Genomic DNA, 21,463 nt, shown 5'->3' on the forward strand with positions numbered 1-21,463 from the left:
CGTGAGTTCGCCGACCGCCGCGAAACTCGGCCGCGACCACGATGAACTGATCGACGCGATCGTGCGGCGCGATGCGGACGCGGCCGAACGCGCCGCGCACGAGCACACGATGCTGTTCCAGAAGCGCTTCCTCGATTACATGCGGCAGAACATGACGGAATCGATGGCGGTGCTGTAACGCTTCGGCATCGGCGTCGGCGCGCCGCAGGCCGGAACGCATGCGCCCGTCCGGCTAAAATACCGGCCTGCCGCGCCCCCCTGTCGCGGCCGGAGGATATTCACCATGACCGCACGTCGCGGTGCCGCGGTCGCCATCGCGCCCGATCACGAGACAGCCAGCCTGTCCAAAGCCCAGAAAACGTTCAATACGCTCGTCAAGCACATCGAAAAGCGGCGCGAGCGGCTCGGCGCGTGGGAAGCCGTGATGCCGGCGTTCCAGAAGAAGTTCGTCGACGGGCTGTTGCCGCTCGAACGGGAATCGACGTCGCTGCGCATCAAGCTGATCCATTTGCTCGACGACGCGTTCCTGCAGAAGGGCTGGAGCAAGGCCGAGCAACGCACGCTGTCCGACCTGATCGCCGACATGGCGCGCGATCTGCTGCAGGTCAGCGACGACGCGACGTTGAAGGTCATTTACAACCGGCATGTTGCCTCGGGGGACGTCGGCAGTGCGACGCCCGAACCCGAACCGGCGAAGGCCGGACGGACACCCGAACCTGAACCGCCGGAAGATCTCGATGCACTGTCCCCCGACGAACTCGCCGAGCGGATGCAAGCCGAGCTCGACGCCCAGTTCGAACGCGACATGGCCGCTCACGCGGCCCGCGAGGCGCAGCGCGCGAAGCGCAAGAAAGCGCCGAAGCAATCGGCCGCGCAGGCGCGGATCGAAGCCGAACAGGCCGAATCGAACAAATCGATCCGCGAGATCTATCGCAAGCTGGCGAGCGCGCTGCATCCCGATCGCGAAACCGATCCGCAGGAACAGCAACGCAAGACCGCGCTGATGCAGCGGGTCAACCGCGCGTATGAGAAGGGCAACCTTCTGCAGTTGCTGGAGTTGCAGCTGGAGATCGAACAGATCGACCGGCGTGCGATCGACGGCCTCGGCGAAGCGCGGCTCACGCGTTACAACGGCATCCTCGAGGAACAGCTGCGCGAACTGGATCAGGAGATCCAGCACGTCGAGAACGATTTCCGGCGCACCTACGGCATCGCGTCGTCGACCAAGGTCGCGCCCGATACCGTGCTGCGCATGCTCGCGCGCGACATCGCCGGCATGCAGCACAGCAACCAGGACCTGGCGGTTGCGCTGCGCGAGTTCGGCGATCCGGACAACGTCCGGGACTGGCTGAAGGACATGAAGCGCCGCCCCGCATCGTCGCGCTTCGACGACGATGCGTATTGAGCGGCCCCGCTTGCATCATCGCGGCTCGCCCATCCCGCCCATCAGCATCATCAACTGCTCGCGCAGCCACTGACTGCCCTGATCCTGATCGGCGCTGCGATGCCAGTAGCAGTAATATTCGAGCGTCGGCATCTCGAACGGCAGTTCGAGAATCCGCGCCGGATAGCGCTGCAGCAGCCTGAGCGGCGCCGTCAACGCGAGATCGCCGCGCATCGCGATCAGCGGCGCGACCATGTAGTGCTGCACGCGCATCTGGATGTTGCGGCGCAGCCCGAGCCGCGTCAGTTCCGCATCGACGTGCCCGCTGCCCTTGCGGCGGCTCGACACGTGGATGTGCCCCATCGACAGGTAGTCGTCCATGGTCAGCGTGTCGCCCTTGAACGGATGGTCGTCGCGGATCATGCACGCATAGCGGTCGCGCACGAGCAGCGCCTGGTGCAGGTGCGGGTCGCCGATCAGCGGCGCGTCGATCGCGATGTCGACGGAGCCGTTCGCGAGCGCGGTCGCCACTTCGCGGCGGTCCATCGTGTAGCTGCGCACGTGCATGCCGGGCGCATGCGTCTGCAGCAGTTCGCCGAGCGCGGGCAGCAGCAGCGCTTCGGTCAGGTCGCTCATGCTCAACCGGAACACGCGCTCGGACGAAGCCGGATCGAACACGTCGCCTTCATGCGCGCTCGAATCGAGCAGTTGCAGCGCCTCGCGCACACGGCCGACGATGTTCTCGGCCATCGGCGTCGGCATCATCCCGGCCGGCGTGCTGACGAACAGCGGATCGTTCAGCGTCTTGCGCAGCCGCGCCAGCGCATTGCTGACGGCCGGCTGCGTGAGGTTCAGCACCTCGGCCGCGCGCGTCAGGTTGCGCTTGTTGTAGATCGCCTCGAATACGACGAACAGGTTCAGATCAATCTTCGAAAGGCGCATCGCCGGATCTCCTTGCCGGCATCTTAATACGGCTTGCGCGTCCCGTTCGTTCACGTCGCTCTACCGCGCGCCGCGCCGCTCAACCGCGCGGCGGCCGCGTCAGGTACGGCTCCGTCGAGCCGCGCACCGCGTCCTTGATCTCCATCCGCGCGATCGCCTGCAGGTGCACCTCGTCCGGGCCGTCGGCGAAGCGCAGCGCGCGGCCCCAGGTCCACAGATCGGCGAGCGGCGTGTCCGGGCTCAGGCCCATCGCGCCGAACACCTGCATCGCGCGGTCGCACACGTCGGTATAAACCGTCGGCACGAGCGCCTTGATCATCGAGATCTCCTTGCGCGCGGCCTTCGCGCCGACCTTGTCGATCATCCACGCGGTCTTCAGCACGAGCAGCCGCGCCTGGTCGATCTCGATGCGCGAGCGCGCGATCCATTCGCCGATCGTGCCGTGCCGGTTCAGCGGCTTGCCGAATGCCTCGCGCGACTGCGCGCGGTCGATCATCAGCTCCAGCGCGAGCTCGGCCGCGCCGATCGAACGCATGCAGTGGTGGATGCGGCCCGGCCCGAGGCGCGCCTGCGCGAGCGCGAAACCGCTGCCTTCTTCGCCGAGCAGGTTGCGCGCCGGCACGCGCACGTCGTCGAACGTGATCTCGCAGTGCCCTTCCGGCGCGTAGTGATTGACCACCGTGATGTTGCGCACGACCGTCACGCCCGGCGTGTCGCGCGGCACGAGGATCATGCTCTGCTGCCGGTGCGATTCGGCGTGCGGGTCGGTCTTGCCCATCACGATGAAGATCCTGCAGTTCGGATGCGCGGCGTTCGTGATGAACCACTTGCGGCCGTTGATCACGTAGTCGTCGCCGTCGCGCTCGATGCGCGTCGTGATGTTGGTCGCGTCCGACGATGCGACGTCCGGTTCCGTCATCGCGAACGCCGAGCGGATCTCGCCGCGCAACAGCGGCAGCAGCCACTGCTCGCGCTGCTCGGGCGTCGCGAACATGTGCAGCAGCTCCATGTTGCCGGTGTCCGGCGCGTTGCAGTTGAACACCTCCGACGCCCAGCTCACGCGCCCCATGATCTCGGCGAGCGGCGCGTATTCGAGGTTGGTCAGTCCCGTGCCCGGCTCGTCGTCCTTCAGGTGCGGCAGGAACAGGTTCCACAGGCCTTCGGCCTTCGCGCGCTCTTTCAGCGCCTCCATGAACGACACGGGATACTGCCCCGCATGCACTTCGTCGTTCCACTGCCGGATGCGCGGCACGATGTGCGCATCCATGAACGCACGCACGCGTTCGCGCAGTTCTTCCACTTTCGGGGTGTAGCCAAAGTCCATGATCGACTCCTCGAGATTCGGTGTTGCCGTTCGTTCGGTTCAGAAGGCCGACACGCCGCCGTCGACGGCGACGGCCTGCCCGGTCAGATAGGTGTTTTCCTTCGCGCACAGCATCAGCATCGCCGCGACGACTTCGTCGGGCCGCCCGAGCCGCTTCATCGGCGAACCCTGTGCGAGAAACTCCTGGCGGCCGCTCATGTCGCTGTCGGTGACCATCGGCGTCGTGCTGTAGAACGGGCACACCGCGTTCACGCGAATGCCGTGACGCGCGTATTCGAGCGCGGCCGTCTTCGTGAGCCCGACCACCGCATGTTTCGATGCCGCATATGCGGCGAGCTTCGGCGCGCCGCCGAGCCCGGCCATCGACGCGACGTTCAGGATCACGCCTTCGCGCTGCGCGAGCATCTGGCGGATCTGGTGCTTCATCCCGAAGAACACGCCTTTCGCGTTCACCGCGAAGCTCAGGTCGAGATCGGCTTCGTCGGTATCGATCAGTGCCTTCATCGGCGGGGCGATGCCTGCATTGTTGATGCCGACGTCGAGCCGTTCGAAGCCCGCGACCGCCGCCTGGACCAGCGACGCGACGTCGGCTTCGATACGCACGTCGCAGTGCTGCGCGATTACGTCCGCGCCGCCGGCGCGCAGCTGCGCGGCCACACGTTCGAGCGCGGCGTCGTTGACATCGCCGAGCGCGAGCCGCGCGCCCATCGCGGCCAGCTCGCCCGCGAGCAGCGCGCCGAAGCCGCTCGCGGCGCCGGTGATCATCACGGACTGCCCCGCGTAGCTGTCGAGTCTCATCGCGCGCTCAGATCGTCAGGCCGCCGTCGACGACGATGCATTCGCCGTTCGTGTAGCTCGCCGCGTCCGACACCAGATACAGCACGGTGCCGGCCATCTCGCGCGGCTCCGCGTGGCGACGCAGCGGGATCTTCGTCATCCAGTTTTCGTAGATGTCCTTGTCCGCGAACAGCGCGCCCGCGAACTTCGTCTTCGTGAGGCCCGGCAGCAGCGCGTTCACGCGGATGCCGAACGGCCCGCATTCCTTCGCGAATGCCTTCGTCATGTTGACGACCGCAGCCTTCGTGATCGAATAGATGCCCTGCCGGTCGCCCGGCTGCAGCGCATTCACCGACGCGGTGTTGACGATCGCGCCGCCGCCCTGCGCCTTCATCAGCTTGCCGGCTTCGACCGACATGAAGAAGTAGCCGCGGATGTTCACGTCGACGGTCTTCTCGTACGCGGCGAGATCGGTATCGAGGATGTGCCCGAAATACGGATTCGCCGCCGCGTTGTTCACGAGGATGTCGAGCCGCCCGTGCTTGCCGCGGATCGTCTCGAACGTCGCGGCGATGTCCTCCAGCCGCCCGACGTGGCACGCGAGCGCTTCCGCGCGGCCGCCTGCCGCGACGATCGCGTCGGCCACGGCCCGACAGTCGTCGAGCTTGCGGCTCGACACGATCACGTGCGCGCCCTGCTGCGCGAGCAGCTTCGCGATTTCCTCGCCGATGCCGCGGCTCGCGCCCGTCACCAGCGCGATCTTGCCCGTCAGGTCGAACAGATTCGTTGCCATGTTGCTGTGCTCCTCCATTGATGTGTTGTCGTGTCGCGGCTTCGCGATGTCGGCGACGCCAGCGATTTCAGCGATGCGCGTCGATCACGCCGACGGCCATCTCGGCCAGCCGGCCGGCCATCGCGCCGACGCGCAGCGCCTGCTCGCTCGATGCGTTGCCCTGCAGCGCGCGCGCCTTCACGCCCTGCGCGATCGCCGCGAGCCGGAAGAAGCTGAACGCGAGATAGAAATGCCAGTCGCGGATCGGCTCGATCCCGCGCAGTTCGCAATAGCGCGCGACGATCGCCGCTTCGTCCGGAATGCCGAGTGCCGCGCGATCCTGGCCCGCGAGTCCGCGCACCTGGCCGCCGGACGGCAGCCGCAGGCACATGCAGAAATACGCGAGATCGGCGAGCGGATTGCCGAGCGTCGACAGCTCCCAGTCGAGCACGGCCTGCACGCGATAGTCGTCGCGCGCGAACATCAGGTTGTCGATCCGGAAATCGCCGTGCACGAGCGACGGCCGGCCCGTGTCCTCCGGGCATGCGTTCGGCAGCCAGTCGATCAGCGTCTCCATCGCGTCGAGGCACTCCGTTTCCGCCGCGCGATACTGCTTGGTCCACACGCCGATCTGCCGCTCGAAGTAGTTGCCGGGGCGGCCGTAGTCGGCGAGGCCGACTGCATCGACGTCCACGTCGTGCAGCGCGGCCATCGTGCGAATCAGCGCGTCGTAGCAGGTCGCGCGATCGGCCTGCGGCAATTCCGGCAGCGCGGGATCCCAGAAGATCCGGCCGTCCTCGAAGCTCATCACGTAGAACAGGCTGCCGATCACGTCGCGGTCTTCGCACAGGTGATACGGATGCGCGACCGGCACCGCGGTGCCCGACAGCGCGGTGAGCACGCGGAATTCGCGATCGACCGCATGCGCGGACTTCAGCAGTTCGCCGGGCGGCTGGCGGCGCAGCACGTAGCGGCCGCTTTTCGCGTGCAGCAGGAAGGTCGGGTTCGACTGGCCGCCGGCAAACTTCTCCATGTCGAGCGGGCCTTCGAAACCCGGCACGTGCGCTTCCAGATAGCGCGTGAGGCGGGCTACGTCGAGGGGCTGGGAAGGGTTCGTCATCGTCGCGATCGTTCGTAGGGTCAGCCGTAGGTGCGCCACGCATGTCGTTCGGGGTCCTCGAGATGCGGGATGCCGTTGAACGACGCCAGGTGGAACGCGTCGGCGTTGAAGAAAAACTGCGAAAGACTGCTGTTGCGGATCTGCAGGTTCAGCGCGATCGCGCTCGACGGCGGTGCGGCGAGCACCTGCTGCACGGTCACCGCGATCGGGCCGCCGGAACTCACCGCAAGCACGCGCTGGCTGCCGCCGGCGCGGATCGCGGCGCGCGCGTCGGCCACGCGCTGCTGGAAGTTCGCCCACGTTTCGGGCGCGGTATCGCCGAGCTTGTCGTCGGCCCACAGGTGCAGCACCTGCCGCAGCGCGCGAAAGTGCTCCTTCATCGAGCCGGCCGCGAGCCGCGCGATCTCCGGATAGTCGCTGGCCGCCGCCGCGAACAGCCCGTGGAAGTCGTATTCGTTCAGGCCGGGATGGCGATCGACCTGCACGCCTTCGCGGCTCATCCCGCGCAGGATCGCGGCGACCGTCTGCGCATGCCGGTTCATCGTGCCGCAGATCACGCGGTCGAACGTCAGGCCCTGCCGCGCAAAGTACTCGCCGAGCCACACGCCCTGCTGCTCGCCCGCCGCGGACAGCCGGTCGTAGTCGTCCGTGCCGAACGACGCCTGCCCGTGCCGTACCAGAAAGAGTTCCGCCATTTGCCTGCCCGCCGCTTGAGGGAAACCGAAGGTCCAGCATAGCGACCGGGCCCGCATTTTTGAAATTTATTTTCTGAATCGAGCGGTATTCATCGCATGAATTCCGTGTGTTCCACGCATTCAGACAATGCGCTTGCACCGCCTTTCGGCATCCTCGCGTCGCGGCACGTTAATTGCGACAGCAACCACCGTCATGTCACCACGTTCAGGAGGGAAGCGATGCTCGGTACCATCCTCATCATCGTTCTGATTCTGCTGCTCATTGGGGCATTTCCGGCGTGGCCGCACAGCCGCGGCTGGGGCTACTGGCCGTCGGGCGGTCTCGGGCTGGTCGTCATCATCGTCGTGATACTGGTGCTGCTGGGTCGCATTTAGGCGAAAAGGCGCATGCCGGTTGCACGGCATGCGCCTTTTCGTGTCGTCGTCGCTTCTTTACAAAAGTGGGTGATGAACGGCAGGCCGGCGGCTGCATGCAAACTGCGCCAGGCCGCCGAACCTCCGGGCGGGGCGCGCCGCCAGGCACCGCTTACTCGCGCGTCCACCCGTTCTGATACAGCTCGCCGGCCAGCACGCCGAGGCGCGACGCCAGCACGTAGTTCTCGCCATCCTCGATCAGCGCCGAACGCACGTCGCGGAACAGCTTCTCGATCGGAAACTCGCGCGTGGTGCCGTTGCCGCCGAACAGCTGAAACGCCTCGTGCGTGATCTTCATCGCTTCCTCGGTGACGCTGACCTTGGCCTGCGCGGTCGCGTACGGATGGCTCTGCGGCGACATGCGCGAGAACGCGAGGCTGCGCCGCGCGATCGCGCGTGCCATCTCCAGCCGGCGCAGCATCTCGCCGATGCGCAGGTGCGTCATCTGGTGATCCATCAGCAGCGCGCCGCCCTGCTTGCGCTCGTGGCAATACGCGAGCGCGAGTTCGAACGCCGCGCGCGCGACGCCAACGAATACCTGGCACATGTGCGTGCCCGCATACGACCACGTCGACGCGAGATTGCCGAGATAGTCGTCCTTCAGCGCGATCGCGAAACGCTTCGGCACCTTCACGTTGTCGAAATAGATCTCGCCCTGCGGCAGCGAGCGCTGGCCGATCTTGTCGAGCGGCTTGCCGCGCGACACACCCGGCAGATCGAGCGGCAGGATCATCGCGATGCCGTTGGTGAACTGGCTGCGTTCGCCTTCGCCGTAGAACCCGTCGCCGTAGTCGGCGGCCATGTACGCGAGCGCGACCTGCGCGACCGACCCGTTCGAGATCCATGCGGAGCTCTGGCCGTTGATCACGATCTCGTCGGCACCGACCTTCGCGGTCACGTTGCCGACCGGCTGCCGGCCGTTCGCGCCGAGTTCCTGTCGATACAGGATCGCCGCGTCGGAGCCGCGATCGGGCTGCGTGTTCATCCAGCAGCCGACCTTGCCCGCGCACATCTCGACCAGCTCCGGATTGCCGACCGAATGCGCCATCATCAACGGCATCGTCGCTGCGCCAATCGACACGGCGAGACCCGAATCGCCCCAGCCGAGCTCCTCGCCGATCAGCGACTCGATGCGCACCGCGGTTTCCGGCGGAAACTGCGCGATCAATTGCGGATCGAGGCCGAGCTTCGCGCTCTCGACGATCGCGGCCCAGTACGGCGAGCCGGGCGCGATCACTTCCTCCGGCGTCATCCGGTCGAGCTCGCGCCCGATCGGCCGCAGCACGTCGCGCGCAAAGCGGTGAACCGTGTGCTGGATCGCGCCTTCCTCTTCGCTCAGCGGCGTCTCGAAGCCGGTCAAGCCGACCAGCGGCAGCGCCGCGGACTTGTTCAGACGAATCATTTCCGTTCTCCTCCTGGACTCCAGTCATGTCGACCAGGCAGCAGATGCACCCGGCCATCCCACGTCTAGTAACACCTACCAAACATAGGTCATCATGACAAACAGAGGAGGCAAAAAAAAGACAGGGTATTCCCCTGTCCGTTCATGCGCTGTCTGCCATGCGCAGCGCGGCGCTATTAGCTATTTCCCGGCCGGTGCCGTCAGCGTGCCGTATGCAATCGCGCGTGACGTCGCGGTGAAATACGCGTCGAGCGCCTGCGTCTGGCGCCCGGTGCCGTACTGCATCGCGAGACCGTCCGCGAGCGCGATCAGCATCGTCGCCGCATGCTTGCTGTCGGCCGCGCTGAATGCGGGATTGACCGCGCGCAGCAGTTGCGCGAGGTCTCGCGTCAGCGTCGCGTACCACTCGTCGTACAGCTTGAAGCACTCGGAGTCGGTGGCCGCGAACGACAGGAAATGCCGGAACAGTGCGTTGTACTTCGCATCCTTCGCATCGGAGATCGAGCGCTGGATGATCTCGTCGAACACGTCGCGCGGCGACGCATCGCTGCTGAGCGCGCGCTTCATGTCCTCGAGATAGGTATCGATGACCGGCTCGATGACGGCCCGCAGCACGGCGATCCGCGTCGGGAAGTAGTACTGCAGATTACTGACGCTGATGCCCGCGGCTGCGGCGACCGCGCGCTGCGAGAATTCCAGCGGGCCGCCTTCGAGCAGCAGCTTGCGCGCGACCCGAATGATCGTGTTGCGCGTGCGCAGCCCTTGCGCCCGCAGACCGTCGGGGTTGCCCGCTGCTGCGGCGGCAGTCGAAGTGCGCCGCTTTCTCGTGCTGCGCTGCTCGTTGGACACTGTCATCGTGTTCGTCGTGAAGATGGCGTTTCGGCTTCGTCGAATGGACGCTCCGTCCCTTACGGAGCGCAAACGACTATACCCGATGCGAGCCTCATTTTCCATCGAGCCGCCCGGTCGCCGGGCGGTCCGGCCGGATCCGCGTTCCCGCGCCGCGACGAGCGCATGCACCGCTACACCGGCTTCACCTTGCGGTTCACGCGTTCGTCGAGCAGGTTCGCGACGCCGAGCATCGCGGTCATCGCACACCATCGCAGCGGCTCGGGCGGCACCGAGGGCGTCCTGTGCGTCAGTGCGTCCAGCAACGCCGATTGTCCGTCGTGGATGCGCTCGGCGAGCACGCGCCCGATCAGCGACTGCGTGCCGACACCGTGCCCCGAACAACCGGCCGTGTAGAACACGTTGCGGTGCGCGCCCGCCGCGCCGACCACCGGCAATGCGTCGCCGGCGAACGAGATGTAGCCGCTCCAGCATGCGCGCACCGGCACGTTGCCCAGTTGCGGGAAGCGTGCGTGCAGCGCCTTCGCGAGTGCGCGATACGCATCGTCGTCCCGCACGTTCGGCGTCTGCGAGCCGTACACGTAGTGCAGCCGCTTGGTCGTCAGCAGCAGCGTGTTGCGCGCGGTGAGGCGATGGCTTTCCATCGTCAGGTGCGACGTCACGATGCCTTCGCGGTTCGGCCAGGCCAGCGCGTCGAGCTGCGCATCGGACAGCGGCTCGGTTTCGAGCGCCGATACACGCAGCGGCATCACCTTGTCGCCGAGCAGACCCAGTTGCGGCGTGTACGCATTGGTCGCGAGCACCGCCACCGGCGCGCTCGCGCTGCCGCGTGCGGTACGCACGCGCACGGTCGGGCCTTCGTCGAAGCCGGTCACCGCGGTGTTCTCGTAGAGCCTCACGCCGGCCGCCAGCGCCGCGCGCCGCAACCCCGCGACGTACTTGCCGGGATCGAGCGTGCCGCCGCCCGGCACGTATGCGCCGAACAGGAACGCCGGCGGAATCCCGCGTGCGCGCATCGCCGCGCCGTCGAGAAACTGCGCGGGCGAGCCGAGCTCGATGCCGGTTTCCATACTTTCGCGCAGCCGCTTCTCCTGCGACGGATGCACGCCCGCGCGAATGATGCCTGACGCGCGGTAGTCGCAATCGATCGCGTATTCGGCGAGCTTGCGCTCGACATAGGCGACGCCTTCGTCGTAGAAGCCGACGATCCGCCTGGCCTGCTCGTGGCCGACGCGCTTCACGAACAGTTCGTATTCGAGCCCCTGGCCGCCGGCGAGATAGCCGGCGTTGCGTCCGCTCGCGCCGAAGCCTGCGAACTCGCGTTCGAGCACGACGACGCTCGCGCCGCGCGCGGCCAGCTCCAGTGCGGTCGACAGCCCGGCGAAGCCGGCGCCGACCACGACCGCGTCCGCGTGCACGTCGCCTTCGAGTGCCGGCTGCGCGCGATCCGGCGCGTCGATCCAGCCGCCGATCGGGCGATACTTCTGCAGCGCGGCGTCCGCGCGGATGTCCTCGCCCCAGCGCGCGAGCGGACCTGCCGCGTCCATGCCGGCTCCCTGCATCGCCGCCGCCTCGCCAACGCCGCCCACCGATCGCGCAGCCGCCTGCGGTCGTGCCGGCCCCGTCCGTCCCGCCGCCATCGCGCCGTATGCGTCGCTCATGTTCGCCTCCGTCAGTCCCTGCTGAGAATGTGAATCGCCAGCGCCGCTTCCTCGATGCCCTGCAAGCCGCCGCCGTTCTCCTGGATCGCATGGCGCGCGCCGTCCACTTGCCGCGCACCGGCCTCGCCGCGCAGCTGCGTGACGAGTTCGTAAAGCTGGCCGATGCCCGTCGCGCCGAGCGGGTGGCCCTTCGATTCGAGCCCGCCCGACGTGTTGATCGGAATCCGGCCGCCGAGCGTGAACTCGCCGCGCTCGGCCGCCGGACCGCCTTCGCCGAACGGCACGAAGCCGAGGTTCTCGGCCTGGATGATCTCGCCCATCGCCGACGCGTCGTGCACTTCGGCAACGTCCATGTCCTCCGGACCGACGCCGGCCTGCTCGTATGCCTGCAACGCGGCAAGCCTGCCGATGTGCTTGTGCGGCTCGTCGATCCGCCGGCGCGTGAAGCTGCGGATCACGCTCGCGGCGATCCGGATGCAGCGGCTGCGGTCGGCACCGATGCGCGCGAGCCCTTCCTCGGTACAGAGAATCGCCGCGGCCGCGCCGTCCGACAGCGGTGCGCACATCGGCAGCGTGATCGGATACGTGATCGGCGGCGCCGCGAGCACCTCGTCGATCGTGAACGGCTGACGGAACTGCGAGTACGGGTTGTGCACCGAATGCGCGTGGTTCTTCGCGGACACGGCCGCGATCTGCCGCTGCGTCGTGCCGTACGTGTGCATGTGATGCCGGCACAGCGCCGCATAGATCTTCATGAAGCGGCTGTACGGGCGCTCGGATTCGGAGCCGGGCGGCGGCTCGATCCCTTCGCCGAGGCGCGCGAGCGTCGCGAAATTCTCGTCGACGCGCGCAACGTCCCAGCCGGCCTCGAACAGCGCGAACGATTTCGCCTTGTCCGCGACGTTCATCTTTTCCGCGCCGAGCGCCAGCGCGACGTCGCACGCGCCGGCCTGCAGCTCGCGCACGGCGAGGTGCACGGCCGTGCTGCCGGACGCGCACGCGTTCTCGACGTTGAACATCGGAATGCCGTCGAGGCCGATCTTGCTGAACACGACCTGACCGGGAATCGACAGCTGCCCCTGTAAAGCGCCGTTGGTGATGCCGGAGTAGAACGCCGCGCGAATCGCGTCGGCGTGGCAGCCGGCGTCGCGCAACGCGCGCTGCAGCGCCTCGCGTGCGAGATCGTCGATGCTGCGGTCCGGGTGTTTGCCGAACACGGTCATCGCAATGCCGGCGATGTAGATGTTGCTCATCGGGTGGATTCCATATCGATCGGGTTCAGATCCTGCGTTGCCGGCCCTGCCAGTACTGTTCGCGCAGATCCTTCTTCAGCACCTTGCCGGCCGTGCTGCGCGGCAGTGCGGCGACAAAATCCACGCTCTTCGGCGCCTTCACCGAGCCGAGCTGCGCCTTGCACAGCGCGATGAGTTCGTCGGCACTCACGTGCTGGCCCGCATTGAGTTCGACCACGGCCTTCACGGCTTCGCCCCACTTGTCGTCGGGCACGCCGATCACCGCGCAGTCCTGCACCGCCGGATGCGACCAGATGACCTGCTCGATTTCGCTCGGATACACGTTGAAGCCGCCGCTGATGATCATGTCCTTCTTGCGGTCGGTGATGTGCAGATAGCCTTCCCGGTCGAGATGGCCGATGTCGCCGGTGTGCAGCCAGCCGTCGACGATCGTCTCGGCCGTCTTGTCCGGCGCGCGGTAGTAACCCTTCATCACGAGGTCGCCGCGCACGCAGATCTCGCCGGTCTCGCCCTGCTTCAGCACGTCGCCGCGTTCGCCGACGATCTCGACGCGCACGAGCGGATTCGGGCGGCCGACCGAGGCCAGCCGTTCGTCCGGCGCCAGCTTGCCGTCGACGAAATGTTCGGCCGGCGTCAGGTACGAGATCGACGCGGGCGCTTCGGTCTGGCCGTAGCCGCCCGTCATCACCGGCCCGAATACCTCGATCGCGCGCTTGAGCTTCTCGACCGACATCGGCGCGGCCCCGTACAGGAAGTAGCGCAGCGACGAGAAGTCGACCTTGTCGATGCCGGGGATGTCGAGCAGCCGGTAGATCACGGTCGGCGGCAGGAAGAACTCGGTCACGCGGTGCTTGACGATCGCGCCGAGCAGCAGCGCCGGATCGGGCTTCGGCAGCACGACGACGGTGCCGCCGCGCGCGGTGCACGGCAGCGACAGCATCCCGGCGGTGTGTGTCATCGGCGCCGCGGCGAGATTCACCGGCCGCTCGTCGCCGTACGACATCGCGATCATGAAGTTCGCGAAATACGTCTGGAACGAGCGGTGCGTGTTCATCACGCCCTTCGGCAAGCCGGTCGTGCCTCCGGTGGCCGACAGCGTGACGACGTCGTCCATCGCGTAGTCGACGACCGGCGGCGTGGCCGGCTGCCCTTCGGTCCACGTCGCGAGCGACGGCGCCCACGGCAGGTCGGCGTCGATGCACACCCACAGCCGCACCTTCGGCAGCCTCGGCCGCAGCGCGTCGATCGCATCAGCGAACGCATGGTGGAAGAACAGCACCTCGCAGTCGAACGCGTCGAGCACGTACTGGTTCTCGGCCGGCGCGTTGCGGCCGTTGACCGGGATGTACGCGAGCCCCGCGCGCCACATGCCGAGCGCACAGCTCCAGCCGGTCACGTCGTTGTCCGCCCACACCGCCGCCTTCGCTTCCTTCGCGAAGCCGGCGGCGAGCAGCCCGTTCGCGATGCGGCACGACAGCTCGCCGATTTCCCGGAACGTGTAGCTGCGCTCGTCCTGGATGTACGCGATGCCGTCGGGATTGATGCGCCACCCGCGGTCGTAGAAATCGATAATGGCCATGTCACTGGTTCCGTTGGGTCTGTGCCGGTGCGGCGGCGGCCATCACAGTTGCGTGACCGTCGCGCGCGCGAGCCCGCGCTGTTCGAGGAAGCCGAGCAGGTAGCGATGGCCGAATGCCTTCGAGCCCGACGCGAAGCCCGTGCGCGCGGTATCGCCGTCAAGCAGCTTGAGCACGCCGGCCGCGTGAATCGCGCCCGTCGAGATGTACGGCGTCACCCCGTGCACGGTCGCGCGCACCGCCGCGAGCTGGCCGCGGCCGATCGCGAAGTCGACGCTGCGCTGGATCGTCGTGCGCTCGCGCGGCGGCATCGTCGGCGTGGTCGACGCGACGACCTGCTTCAGCACTTCGTCCTGCTGCTCGCGCGGCAGGTGCTTGTACTCGGCTTCCCACTTCTGCCCGAACTGGTGCACCAGCTTCATCACGTTGTTGTCGTAGAAGCCCACGCACGAAATGCAGCTGCGCACGCGCGGATCGCGTTCGAAGTAGACCGGCAGCGACGTGCCGCCCCACGGCAGGCAGAACACCGGCTGCATGAGTTCGGGCGTCGCGACGGTGAACGACGCGTCCGCCGCGTGCGGCACCAGCGCCTTCTCCCACAGGTAGCAGGACTCGTGGCGCGCGCCGTCGAAGATGGTCGCGGTCGAGCCGATGCTCACACCGGCCGCGCCGCGCGGGCCGCGCGTCAGCGTGGCCGTCTCCAGCGCGTCGATGCCCGGCGTTTCGAGCGCGAGCTCGGCCGCGATTTCGGCGAACGTGTACATGTACGCGTTCGACGACGACACCAGCAGGCCGGCCTGGCGATACAGCTCGCCGAACCGGTCGCGCACCTCGCGGATATACGACTGTTCGCCGGTCGTGTCGAGATGGTGGCAGCCGGCCTTCAGCGCGGCCTCGACGCCGACGAGCCCGAAGCTCGAGAACGGCCCGACCGTGTTGCAGACGACCTTTGCGCCGCGGAATGCGTTCACGAGCGCATCGACGTCGTGCTCGGCCTCGACGATTTCGTATTGCGCGGATTCGAGGCGCACGACGCGCTGCGCCATCATTTCCTTCGCGCGGCCTGCGTTGCGCGCGACCGCGGTGAACGGGATGTTCTGGTCGATCAGCCAGTCCATGATCAACATGCCGGTGTAACCGCTTGCGCCATATACGACGACGGGGTGCTTAGCCATGGTTGTCTCCTGAAACGTGAGTTGTTGAAAACCGGTTCGGCCGAACGGCCGTTACTGCCGCTTCGCATTCGGGTGCTTATTTATAGAACACATTACCAATCTTAGGTCACTATGACAAAGTAAACCGCGAAGAAAAAGACAGGGTATTCCCGGCCCCGGCGCGCCGTCCGCATCATCGGGCCGTACCGCCCGCGGCATTCCGGTCGACCGCACCGCCCGCGCCGTCCGGCGGCAGACCGGCAAGGTAGTGCGCGATGGCGCGCGTGTCGTCGCCGGACAGCGTCGCGGCCACACCGTTCATCGCGCCGCTCGGATCGTGGCGCTGGCCCGACCGGAATGCGGCAAGCTGCGCCTCCAGATAGAGCTGCCCCTGGCCCGCGAGGCGCGGCATGTGGTCCTTGCCCGTCAACGCCGCACCGTGGCACGCCTGACAGCCGCGCGCTGTCACCAGTGCCATCCCGCGCTGTGCGAGCGCCGCATCGGCCGGCACCGCCTCGTTGCGCTCCGGCGCTTGCCGCGCGAAATAGGTCGCCAGCGCATCGATCTTCGCGTCGTCGAGCTCGCGCGCAAGCGGCCCCATGTACGCATTGCGACGCGCGTCGCTCGCGAACGCACGCAGTTGCGCGGCGATGTAGGTCGCAGGCTGCCCCGCCAGCGACGGATACCACGCGTTGCGCGACTGTCCGTGCGTACCGTGGCAGAACGCGCAGGTCTCCTGCAGCTGCGGCCACGCGCCGCCGTTCGCGTGGTCCGCGCCGCCGATCGCGGCCATCGCCTTCTCGTAACGCATGCCGTCGAGCAGGTCGGGCCCGTACAGCGTGCCGGCTGTGGCAACGCCCGCGATCACCAGCACGGTGCCGATCATCCAGGTTCGCTTCATTCACGCCTCCTTGCCGCGGCCGGCCAGCTTGCCGAGCGCCTGCAGCGCCGCGCGGTGCCCGGAGCGCACGGCGCCGTCCATCGCGCCGGGCCACAGGTCGGCCGTTTCGGTTCCCGACCAGATCAGCCGGCCGGCCTCCGGGCGCAGGTACTTGCCCCACTTCGTCCAGAAGCCGGGCGGCAGCGGATGGATGCACTGCAGCGTCCAGGGATCGATGCGGCCCCAGTCGTAGTCGTGGAACTGGGTCGGATGCAGCGCCTTGTCGCCGAGCGCGCGCGCGAATACGGCCGACAGCGCCCGCTCGGCGGCCTTCGGCTCCGCCGGCAGCGCACCCGGCGCGACGAACGCGGCGAGCACGCCGACCGAGCCGTCCGGCGGCGAGTTGTCGTACGCCATGAAGACCGGGCCGCCGACCTCGAAGATCTGCCCGTTGTAGCCGTCGTCGCGCCAGAACGGGCGGTCGTACACGTGCACCGTCTTGCGCATCGGCGCGTTCGCGGGCCAGTTGCGCTGCAGTTGCGCGCGGCCCGCGGGCAGCGGCGGATCGAACACGATCTGCTCGCAGAGCGCCGGATTCAGCGCGACGATCACGCGCCGCGCGCGGAACACGCCACGATCGGTCTGCACGTCGACGACGTCGCGGTCCCAGCCCGAAATCCTGCGCACCGGGCAGGACAGTCGCACCTTCGTGCCGAGTTCGCTCGCCATCCGCAGACTCAGTACCTGCGAGCCGCCGACGAAGCGCGTTTCCTGTGCACCGCCCTTGGTCGACTCAAGCTTCGCGTAGTCGCAGTCGGCGCTGTTGATCATCGACAGGTAGTGCAGCAGCCCGAGCTGCGCCGGAGCGCCGCCGAGCGACAGCTTCGCCGCGAGGCCGAGGAAGTAGCCGTCTTCGTAAGTCACGCCCTGCCGCAGCAGCCAGTCGCCGTAGGTAAGCTTGTCGAGTTCGGCCGCGTGCTGCGCGGTCCACGGTTCACGCGACGGCACGCCGCGCGCGAGCGCGCCGAGCTTCGCGCCGATCGCCTCGTCGCCGCCCGAGCCGCCGTGGAAATCCTGCGCGACGCGCGCGTCGCCGGCGAGCACGACCGTCTTGCCCGCGTAGTAGGTCGGAAACGTGTCGACGCCGAGTTCGCGTGCGAGATCGGCGATCGCCGTCTGGCCGGGCCCGATCCACTGGCCGCCGGCCTCCGACACGACGCCGTGCCCGAGGTCGTGGTTGTAGGTCCGCCCGCCGACGCGGTCGCGCGCTTCGACGACGACGAACGCGTCGCATCCGGCGCGCTCGAGGTCGCGCGCGGCGGTGAGGCCCGCGAGGCCGGCGCCGATGATCACGACGTCGAGAACGCCGCTCGCGCTCGCCGCGGGCGTCGCCGCGCCGGCGAGCGACACTTCCCCGGCCGCGAGTGACGCGGCGCCGGCCGCCGCGACGCGCAGAATCCGCCGCCGGGTCTGCGCGTCCGGCTTGTGCTTGCGATTCATGTTGAACTCCATCCTTCGTTGCTTCTCCATCTGGGAATCAATTCATCGCGCGGCCAGCACGCCGTCCTGCGAAAACAGGATCGGCTTGCCGCGTGCGTCGATCAGCGCGGCAGTAAGCGTCGCGCGGTCCGCGCGCTGCGCGATGTCGAACGGGCCGCCCGCGACGCGCTGCGTGAACGTCAGCCCGTCGAGCCCGACGCCGACCAGCCCGCCGCCGCTCGCGACGAGATCGGTGATCGAACTGCGCGCGCCGGTATTCAGCGCGGTCCACGTCGTGCCGCCGTCGTGGCTCTCGAACAGGCTGCCGAGCAGCCCGCCGACCACGAGCCGTCCGTCGGGCATCGCGACACCCGACCACAACGTGCCCTTGCCGCCGGTCGGCAGATAGGTCCAGTTCGCGCCACCGTCGGCCGACTTCAGCACCATCCCCTGTTCGGACACGACGTAGCGCGCCTGCGCGGCGTCGGCGAACACGTGATAGAGATTGCGGTCGGCCTTGCCGCCGCCCGGCGGCTTCGGCAGCGTCGTGCGCGCCCACGTCTTGCCGCCGTCGTGCGTCTGCAGCATCAGCGACCACAGTCCGACGGCGATGCCATCCTGAGCGCTCGTGAACAGCACGGAGAACAGCGGCTGGTCGACCGATGTATCGAGCCGCTGCGTGACCCACGTGTCGCCGCCGTCGTCGGTCGCGAGAATCGCGCCCCACTGGCCGACGGCCCAGCCGTGCTTCGCATCCGCGAACGACACGGCCGACAGCGTCGCCGATACCGGCACGCGATGCGCCTGCCGCCACGTGTTGCCATCGTCGTCGGACAGCAGCACGATGCCGTGCTCGCCGACCGCGACGATCCGCGCTCCGGCGCGCGCCGCATCCATCAGCATCCGGTGCGTCGGCGCGGCCCACGCATGCGCGGGCTTCGCCGCCCAGGTCGCAACCGTTCCGTCCTGCGGTTGCGCGAAGGCCATCGCGGCGGCGCAGAGCGCGGTACAGGCAATTAGCGTCTTGATCATGGCAAGTCTCTGAAGTGGTGTGCTCATGCATCAGTGATTGAACAGGCGCGCCCAGCCGGCAGTCGCTGCGTCGAGCGCAACGAGGGATGGCTTGTCGGCACCCGGCTCGGCCGGCGCCGGCCGCCCGACGTTGCCGTCGTTCGACGATGGATCCACGCCTCGTCCGTCGATCGTGGCGTTGCGCGCACCGACACGTCCTGCGTCGGCCGCGAACGCATGAGCCGGCGCGGGTCGGTCCGCGACCGCTTCATGAAAGCGAGCGAAGGCTGCCGCCGCGAGGCAAAGCGCGCAGCAAACGGCGAGGGTCTTGACCATCAGCGAATCTCCGTCGGAATGTTCTTCAGCGTCAGTGGCTGAACAGGCCCGGGGCACGGGCCGGCTTGCGGCGCGGGAACCAGCGTTCGAGCAGCGATGCGAGAGCCGGCAGCGCGGTCATCGCCATCACCAGGTTCACGATGAACATGAACGCGAGCAGCTTGCCCATGTCGGCCTGAAACTTGAGCGCCGAGAAGCTCCACGTCGCGACGCCGATCGCCAGCGTGATCGCGGTGAAGATCGTGGCCACGCCCACTTCGAGCATCGCGTGCTGCACGGCCTTCACGATGTCCTGGCCGCCCGCGAGATGTACCTGCAGCCGGTTGTAGATGTAGAACGCGTAATCGACGCCGATGCCCACGGCCAGCACCATCACCGGCAACGTCGCGACGGTCAGCCCGATCTGCAGCTCCTTCATGAACCAGTAGCCGATGAACGTTGCGACCGACAGCGGCACGCAGCATGCGAGCATCGCGCGCCAGTCGCGATAGGCGAGGAACACGAGCACCAGGATCGCCGCATACACGTAGAGCATCATCGGCAGCTCGCTCTTCTCGACCTCGTCGTTCGTCGCGGCGAGCACGCCTGCGTTACCTGCGGCCAGCCGCACCGTGATGCCCGGGAACGGATGCGACGCACGGTATTGCTTCACGTCGTCGAGGATGCGGTTGATCGTCGTCGCCTTGTGGTCGGTCAGGAACAGGTGCACGGCCGTCATCCCGCAGTCGCGGCTCATGAAGCCCTTCACGCGCGACACGTCGACCGACACCGCGCCGTAGTTCTCGGCATCGATCGGCACGACGTTCATCTTCGGGTAATCCTCGTTGTAGCCCCGGTTATAGGTACGCAACATCGCCGAGTACGACTGCACCGACACGACGCCCGGCTCGGTCTTCATCGCGGCCGAGAAGTCGTCCTCGTACAGCCCGACTGCCGGGTTGTCGCAGGCCTTGCCGTTCGATTCGATCGCCACCGTCAGCCAGTCGAGGCCCATGTCGTAGTTGCCGGCGATCGACGTCGCATCGCGGTTGAAGCGCGCGTCGGCGCGCAGCTCCGGCGCGCCCGGCTGCAGCGTGCCGATCACGCGATCGCGGCTTTGCCATGCGGCGAGCGCGAAGATCGCGACCGTCAGCGCGACGGTGATGCCCGCGTACTTCGGCTCCGCCACGCGTGCGAGCAGACGCAGCGGCTTCGCACGCTGCTGCGCGCGCTTCAGCGCGTTGTCCGCATAGGTCTTCGTGAAGTTGAAGCACGATGCGGCGACCGGCAGCAGGATCAGGTTCGTGACGATCTTGTATGCGACGCCGAGCGACGCGGTAATCGCCAGCTCGCGCACCATCGGAATCGGAATCAGCAACAGCGTGATGAACGACACGAACGCGGTGATCAGCGCGAGCACGCCGGGAATCAAGAGGCCGCTGAAGCTGTGGCGCGCCGCATCGAACGAACTCTGCCCGTGCGCGATCTCGCGGACGATGAAGTTCACCTGCTGCACGCCATGCGACACGCCGATCGCGAACACGAGGAACGGCACCAGCACCGCGAGCGGATCGAGGCCGAAGCCGAGCAGCTTCAACGTGCCGAACTGCCATACGAGCGACGTGAGCGAGCATGCGACCAAGAGCACCGTGAAGCGCACCGAATGGCAGTACCAGTACACCGCGAGCGTGGTCAGCAGCAGCGCGACCGCGCAGAAGCCGAGCACGGCCGTCGCGCCGTCGGCGATGTCGCCGATCTGTTTCGCGAAACCGATGATCTGGATCTCGTAGCCGGCATCCTCGAACGGCTTGCGGATCTTCTCTTCGAGCAGGTGATTGAACGCCACGTAGTCGAGCACCTTGCCGGCGCTGTCGCGCTCGTTCAGCTCGGCCGTGATCATCGCGCTGTCTTCGTTGTGCGACACGAGCGTGCCGACGTAGCCGCCGAGCGTCGTCGCGCGGCGAATGCCCTGCACGCGCTCCGGCGTCAACTGATCGGGCGTGATCGTGCCGGAGATGATCGGCTCCGCGCGAAAGCCCTCGTCGGTCACTTCGTTGACGAACGCGTTCGGCGTCCACAGCGAGCGCACGCCGATGCGGTCGACGTTCGGCAGGTACGTGACGGCTTGCGTGACGTCGTACAGCCGCGTCAGCCCTTCCTTCGACCAGATCGAGCCATGCTTCGCACGCACGACGACGGTGATCCGGTTCGCGCCAAGCAGGTCGTTGCGGTATTGCTGGAACGTGCGGATGTACTCGTGCCCGATCGGCATCTGCTTCTCGAACCCGGCGTCCATCCGCAACTGCACGGCGAATACGGCCATCGCGACGGTGAACAACGCGATCGCCGCGAGCACGATCGCGCGATGACCGAAGAAGAGCCTTTCGAGGCGGCTGACCAGACGATTGAGCACGACATTACCCCTTGATGATTGGCGGCGACGCGCCGCGCGCG

At 67.4% G+C, this 21,463-nt stretch carries 19 protein-coding genes; 2 read left to right on the forward strand and 17 right to left on the reverse strand.

Annotation, left to right across the window (positions count from 1 at the left end):
- Nucleotides 1-283 precede the first annotated feature (283 nt).
- Nucleotides 284-1,405, forward strand: coding sequence for a molecular chaperone DnaJ (locus Q3A80_RS27310; protein ID WP_446331930.1), 1,122 nt, complete (start codon nt 284-286; stop codon nt 1,403-1,405).
- Nucleotides 1,406-1,420: 15 nt separating this feature from the next.
- Here Q3A80_RS27310 and Q3A80_RS27315 read toward each other — a convergent pair whose 3' ends face one another.
- The 6 genes from Q3A80_RS27315 to Q3A80_RS27340 form a co-directional block, all read right to left on the reverse strand.
- Nucleotides 1,421-2,326: a LysR family transcriptional regulator gene (locus tag Q3A80_RS27315; RefSeq protein WP_446331931.1), complete on the reverse strand. Its 906-nt coding sequence runs from the start codon at nt 2,324-2,326 to the stop codon at nt 1,421-1,423.
- 79 nt (nt 2,327-2,405) lie between these two features.
- The gene (locus Q3A80_RS27320) at nt 2,406-3,650 is read right to left on the reverse strand and encodes an acyl-CoA dehydrogenase family protein (RefSeq protein WP_446331932.1); all 1,245 of its coding nucleotides are present in this window, start codon (nt 3,648-3,650) and stop codon (nt 2,406-2,408) included.
- Between the two features lie 39 nt (nt 3,651-3,689).
- On the reverse strand, nt 3,690-4,448 hold the full coding sequence (locus tag Q3A80_RS27325) for an SDR family NAD(P)-dependent oxidoreductase (protein ID WP_446331933.1): 759 nt from the start codon (nt 4,446-4,448) through the stop codon (nt 3,690-3,692).
- 7 nt (nt 4,449-4,455) lie between these two features.
- Nucleotides 4,456-5,220, reverse strand: coding sequence for an SDR family oxidoreductase (locus tag Q3A80_RS27330; protein WP_446331934.1), 765 nt, complete (start codon nt 5,218-5,220; stop codon nt 4,456-4,458).
- 67 nt (nt 5,221-5,287) lie between these two features.
- A complete protein-coding gene (locus tag Q3A80_RS27335) occupies nt 5,288-6,319 on the reverse strand; it encodes a phosphotransferase (protein ID WP_446331935.1) in 1,032 nt (343 codons plus the stop codon).
- Between the two features lie 20 nt (nt 6,320-6,339).
- Nucleotides 6,340-7,014, reverse strand: coding sequence for a histidine phosphatase family protein (locus Q3A80_RS27340; protein ID WP_446331936.1), 675 nt, complete (start codon nt 7,012-7,014; stop codon nt 6,340-6,342).
- A gap of 219 nt (nt 7,015-7,233) precedes the next feature.
- On the opposite strand from Q3A80_RS27340, the gene Q3A80_RS27345 reads away from it, so the two are divergent.
- A complete protein-coding gene (locus Q3A80_RS27345; protein WP_006749320.1) occupies nt 7,234-7,389 on the forward strand; it encodes a DUF3309 family protein in 156 nt (51 codons plus the stop codon).
- Between the two features lie 151 nt (nt 7,390-7,540).
- On the opposite strand, the gene Q3A80_RS27350 is transcribed toward Q3A80_RS27345, so the two are convergent.
- The 11 genes from Q3A80_RS27350 to Q3A80_RS27400 form a co-directional block, all read right to left on the reverse strand.
- Nucleotides 7,541-8,830, reverse strand: a complete 1,290-nt coding sequence (locus Q3A80_RS27350) for an acyl-CoA dehydrogenase family protein (RefSeq protein WP_446331937.1) — start codon at nt 8,828-8,830, stop codon at nt 7,541-7,543.
- A 180-nt stretch (nt 8,831-9,010) separates the two neighbouring features.
- The gene (locus Q3A80_RS27355) at nt 9,011-9,685 is read right to left on the reverse strand and encodes a TetR/AcrR family transcriptional regulator (protein ID WP_446331938.1); all 675 of its coding nucleotides are present in this window, start codon (nt 9,683-9,685) and stop codon (nt 9,011-9,013) included.
- A gap of 167 nt (nt 9,686-9,852) precedes the next feature.
- Complete coding sequence (locus Q3A80_RS27360; protein ID WP_446331939.1) at nt 9,853-11,340, reverse strand: FAD-dependent oxidoreductase; 1,488 nt, start codon at nt 11,338-11,340, stop codon at nt 9,853-9,855.
- 11 nt (nt 11,341-11,351) lie between these two features.
- Nucleotides 11,352-12,593, reverse strand: a complete 1,242-nt coding sequence (locus Q3A80_RS27365; protein ID WP_446331940.1) for a thiolase family protein — start codon at nt 12,591-12,593, stop codon at nt 11,352-11,354.
- A gap of 25 nt (nt 12,594-12,618) precedes the next feature.
- Nucleotides 12,619-14,172 (reverse strand): AMP-binding protein, encoded by a 1,554-nt coding sequence (locus Q3A80_RS27370; protein ID WP_446331941.1) that lies wholly within the window; start codon nt 14,170-14,172, stop codon nt 12,619-12,621.
- Nucleotides 14,173-14,214: 42 nt separating this feature from the next.
- On the reverse strand, nt 14,215-15,345 hold the full coding sequence (locus Q3A80_RS27375; RefSeq protein WP_446331942.1) for a saccharopine dehydrogenase family protein: 1,131 nt from the start codon (nt 15,343-15,345) through the stop codon (nt 14,215-14,217).
- Between the two features lie 172 nt (nt 15,346-15,517).
- Entirely contained in the window at nt 15,518-16,225 is a 708-nt protein-coding gene (locus Q3A80_RS27380) for a c-type cytochrome (RefSeq protein ID WP_446331943.1), read from the reverse strand.
- Nucleotides 16,226-17,704: a flavin monoamine oxidase family protein gene (locus tag Q3A80_RS27385; RefSeq protein ID WP_446331944.1), complete on the reverse strand. Its 1,479-nt coding sequence runs from the start codon at nt 17,702-17,704 to the stop codon at nt 16,226-16,228.
- 42 nt (nt 17,705-17,746) lie between these two features.
- Nucleotides 17,747-18,715 carry a WD40/YVTN/BNR-like repeat-containing protein gene (locus Q3A80_RS27390; RefSeq protein ID WP_446331945.1) on the reverse strand — a complete coding sequence of 323 codons (969 nt, stop codon included), beginning with the start codon at nt 18,713-18,715 and terminating at the stop codon, nt 17,747-17,749.
- Nucleotides 18,716-18,745: 30 nt separating this feature from the next.
- Nucleotides 18,746-19,030: a hypothetical protein gene (locus tag Q3A80_RS27395; protein ID WP_446331946.1), complete on the reverse strand. Its 285-nt coding sequence runs from the start codon at nt 19,028-19,030 to the stop codon at nt 18,746-18,748.
- A gap of 31 nt (nt 19,031-19,061) precedes the next feature.
- Nucleotides 19,062-21,422, reverse strand: coding sequence for an efflux RND transporter permease subunit (locus Q3A80_RS27400; RefSeq protein ID WP_446331947.1), 2,361 nt, complete (start codon nt 21,420-21,422; stop codon nt 19,062-19,064).
- Between the last annotated feature and the right edge of the window lie 41 nt (nt 21,423-21,463).

This window comes from Burkholderia sp. SR8 (assembly GCF_052851275.1).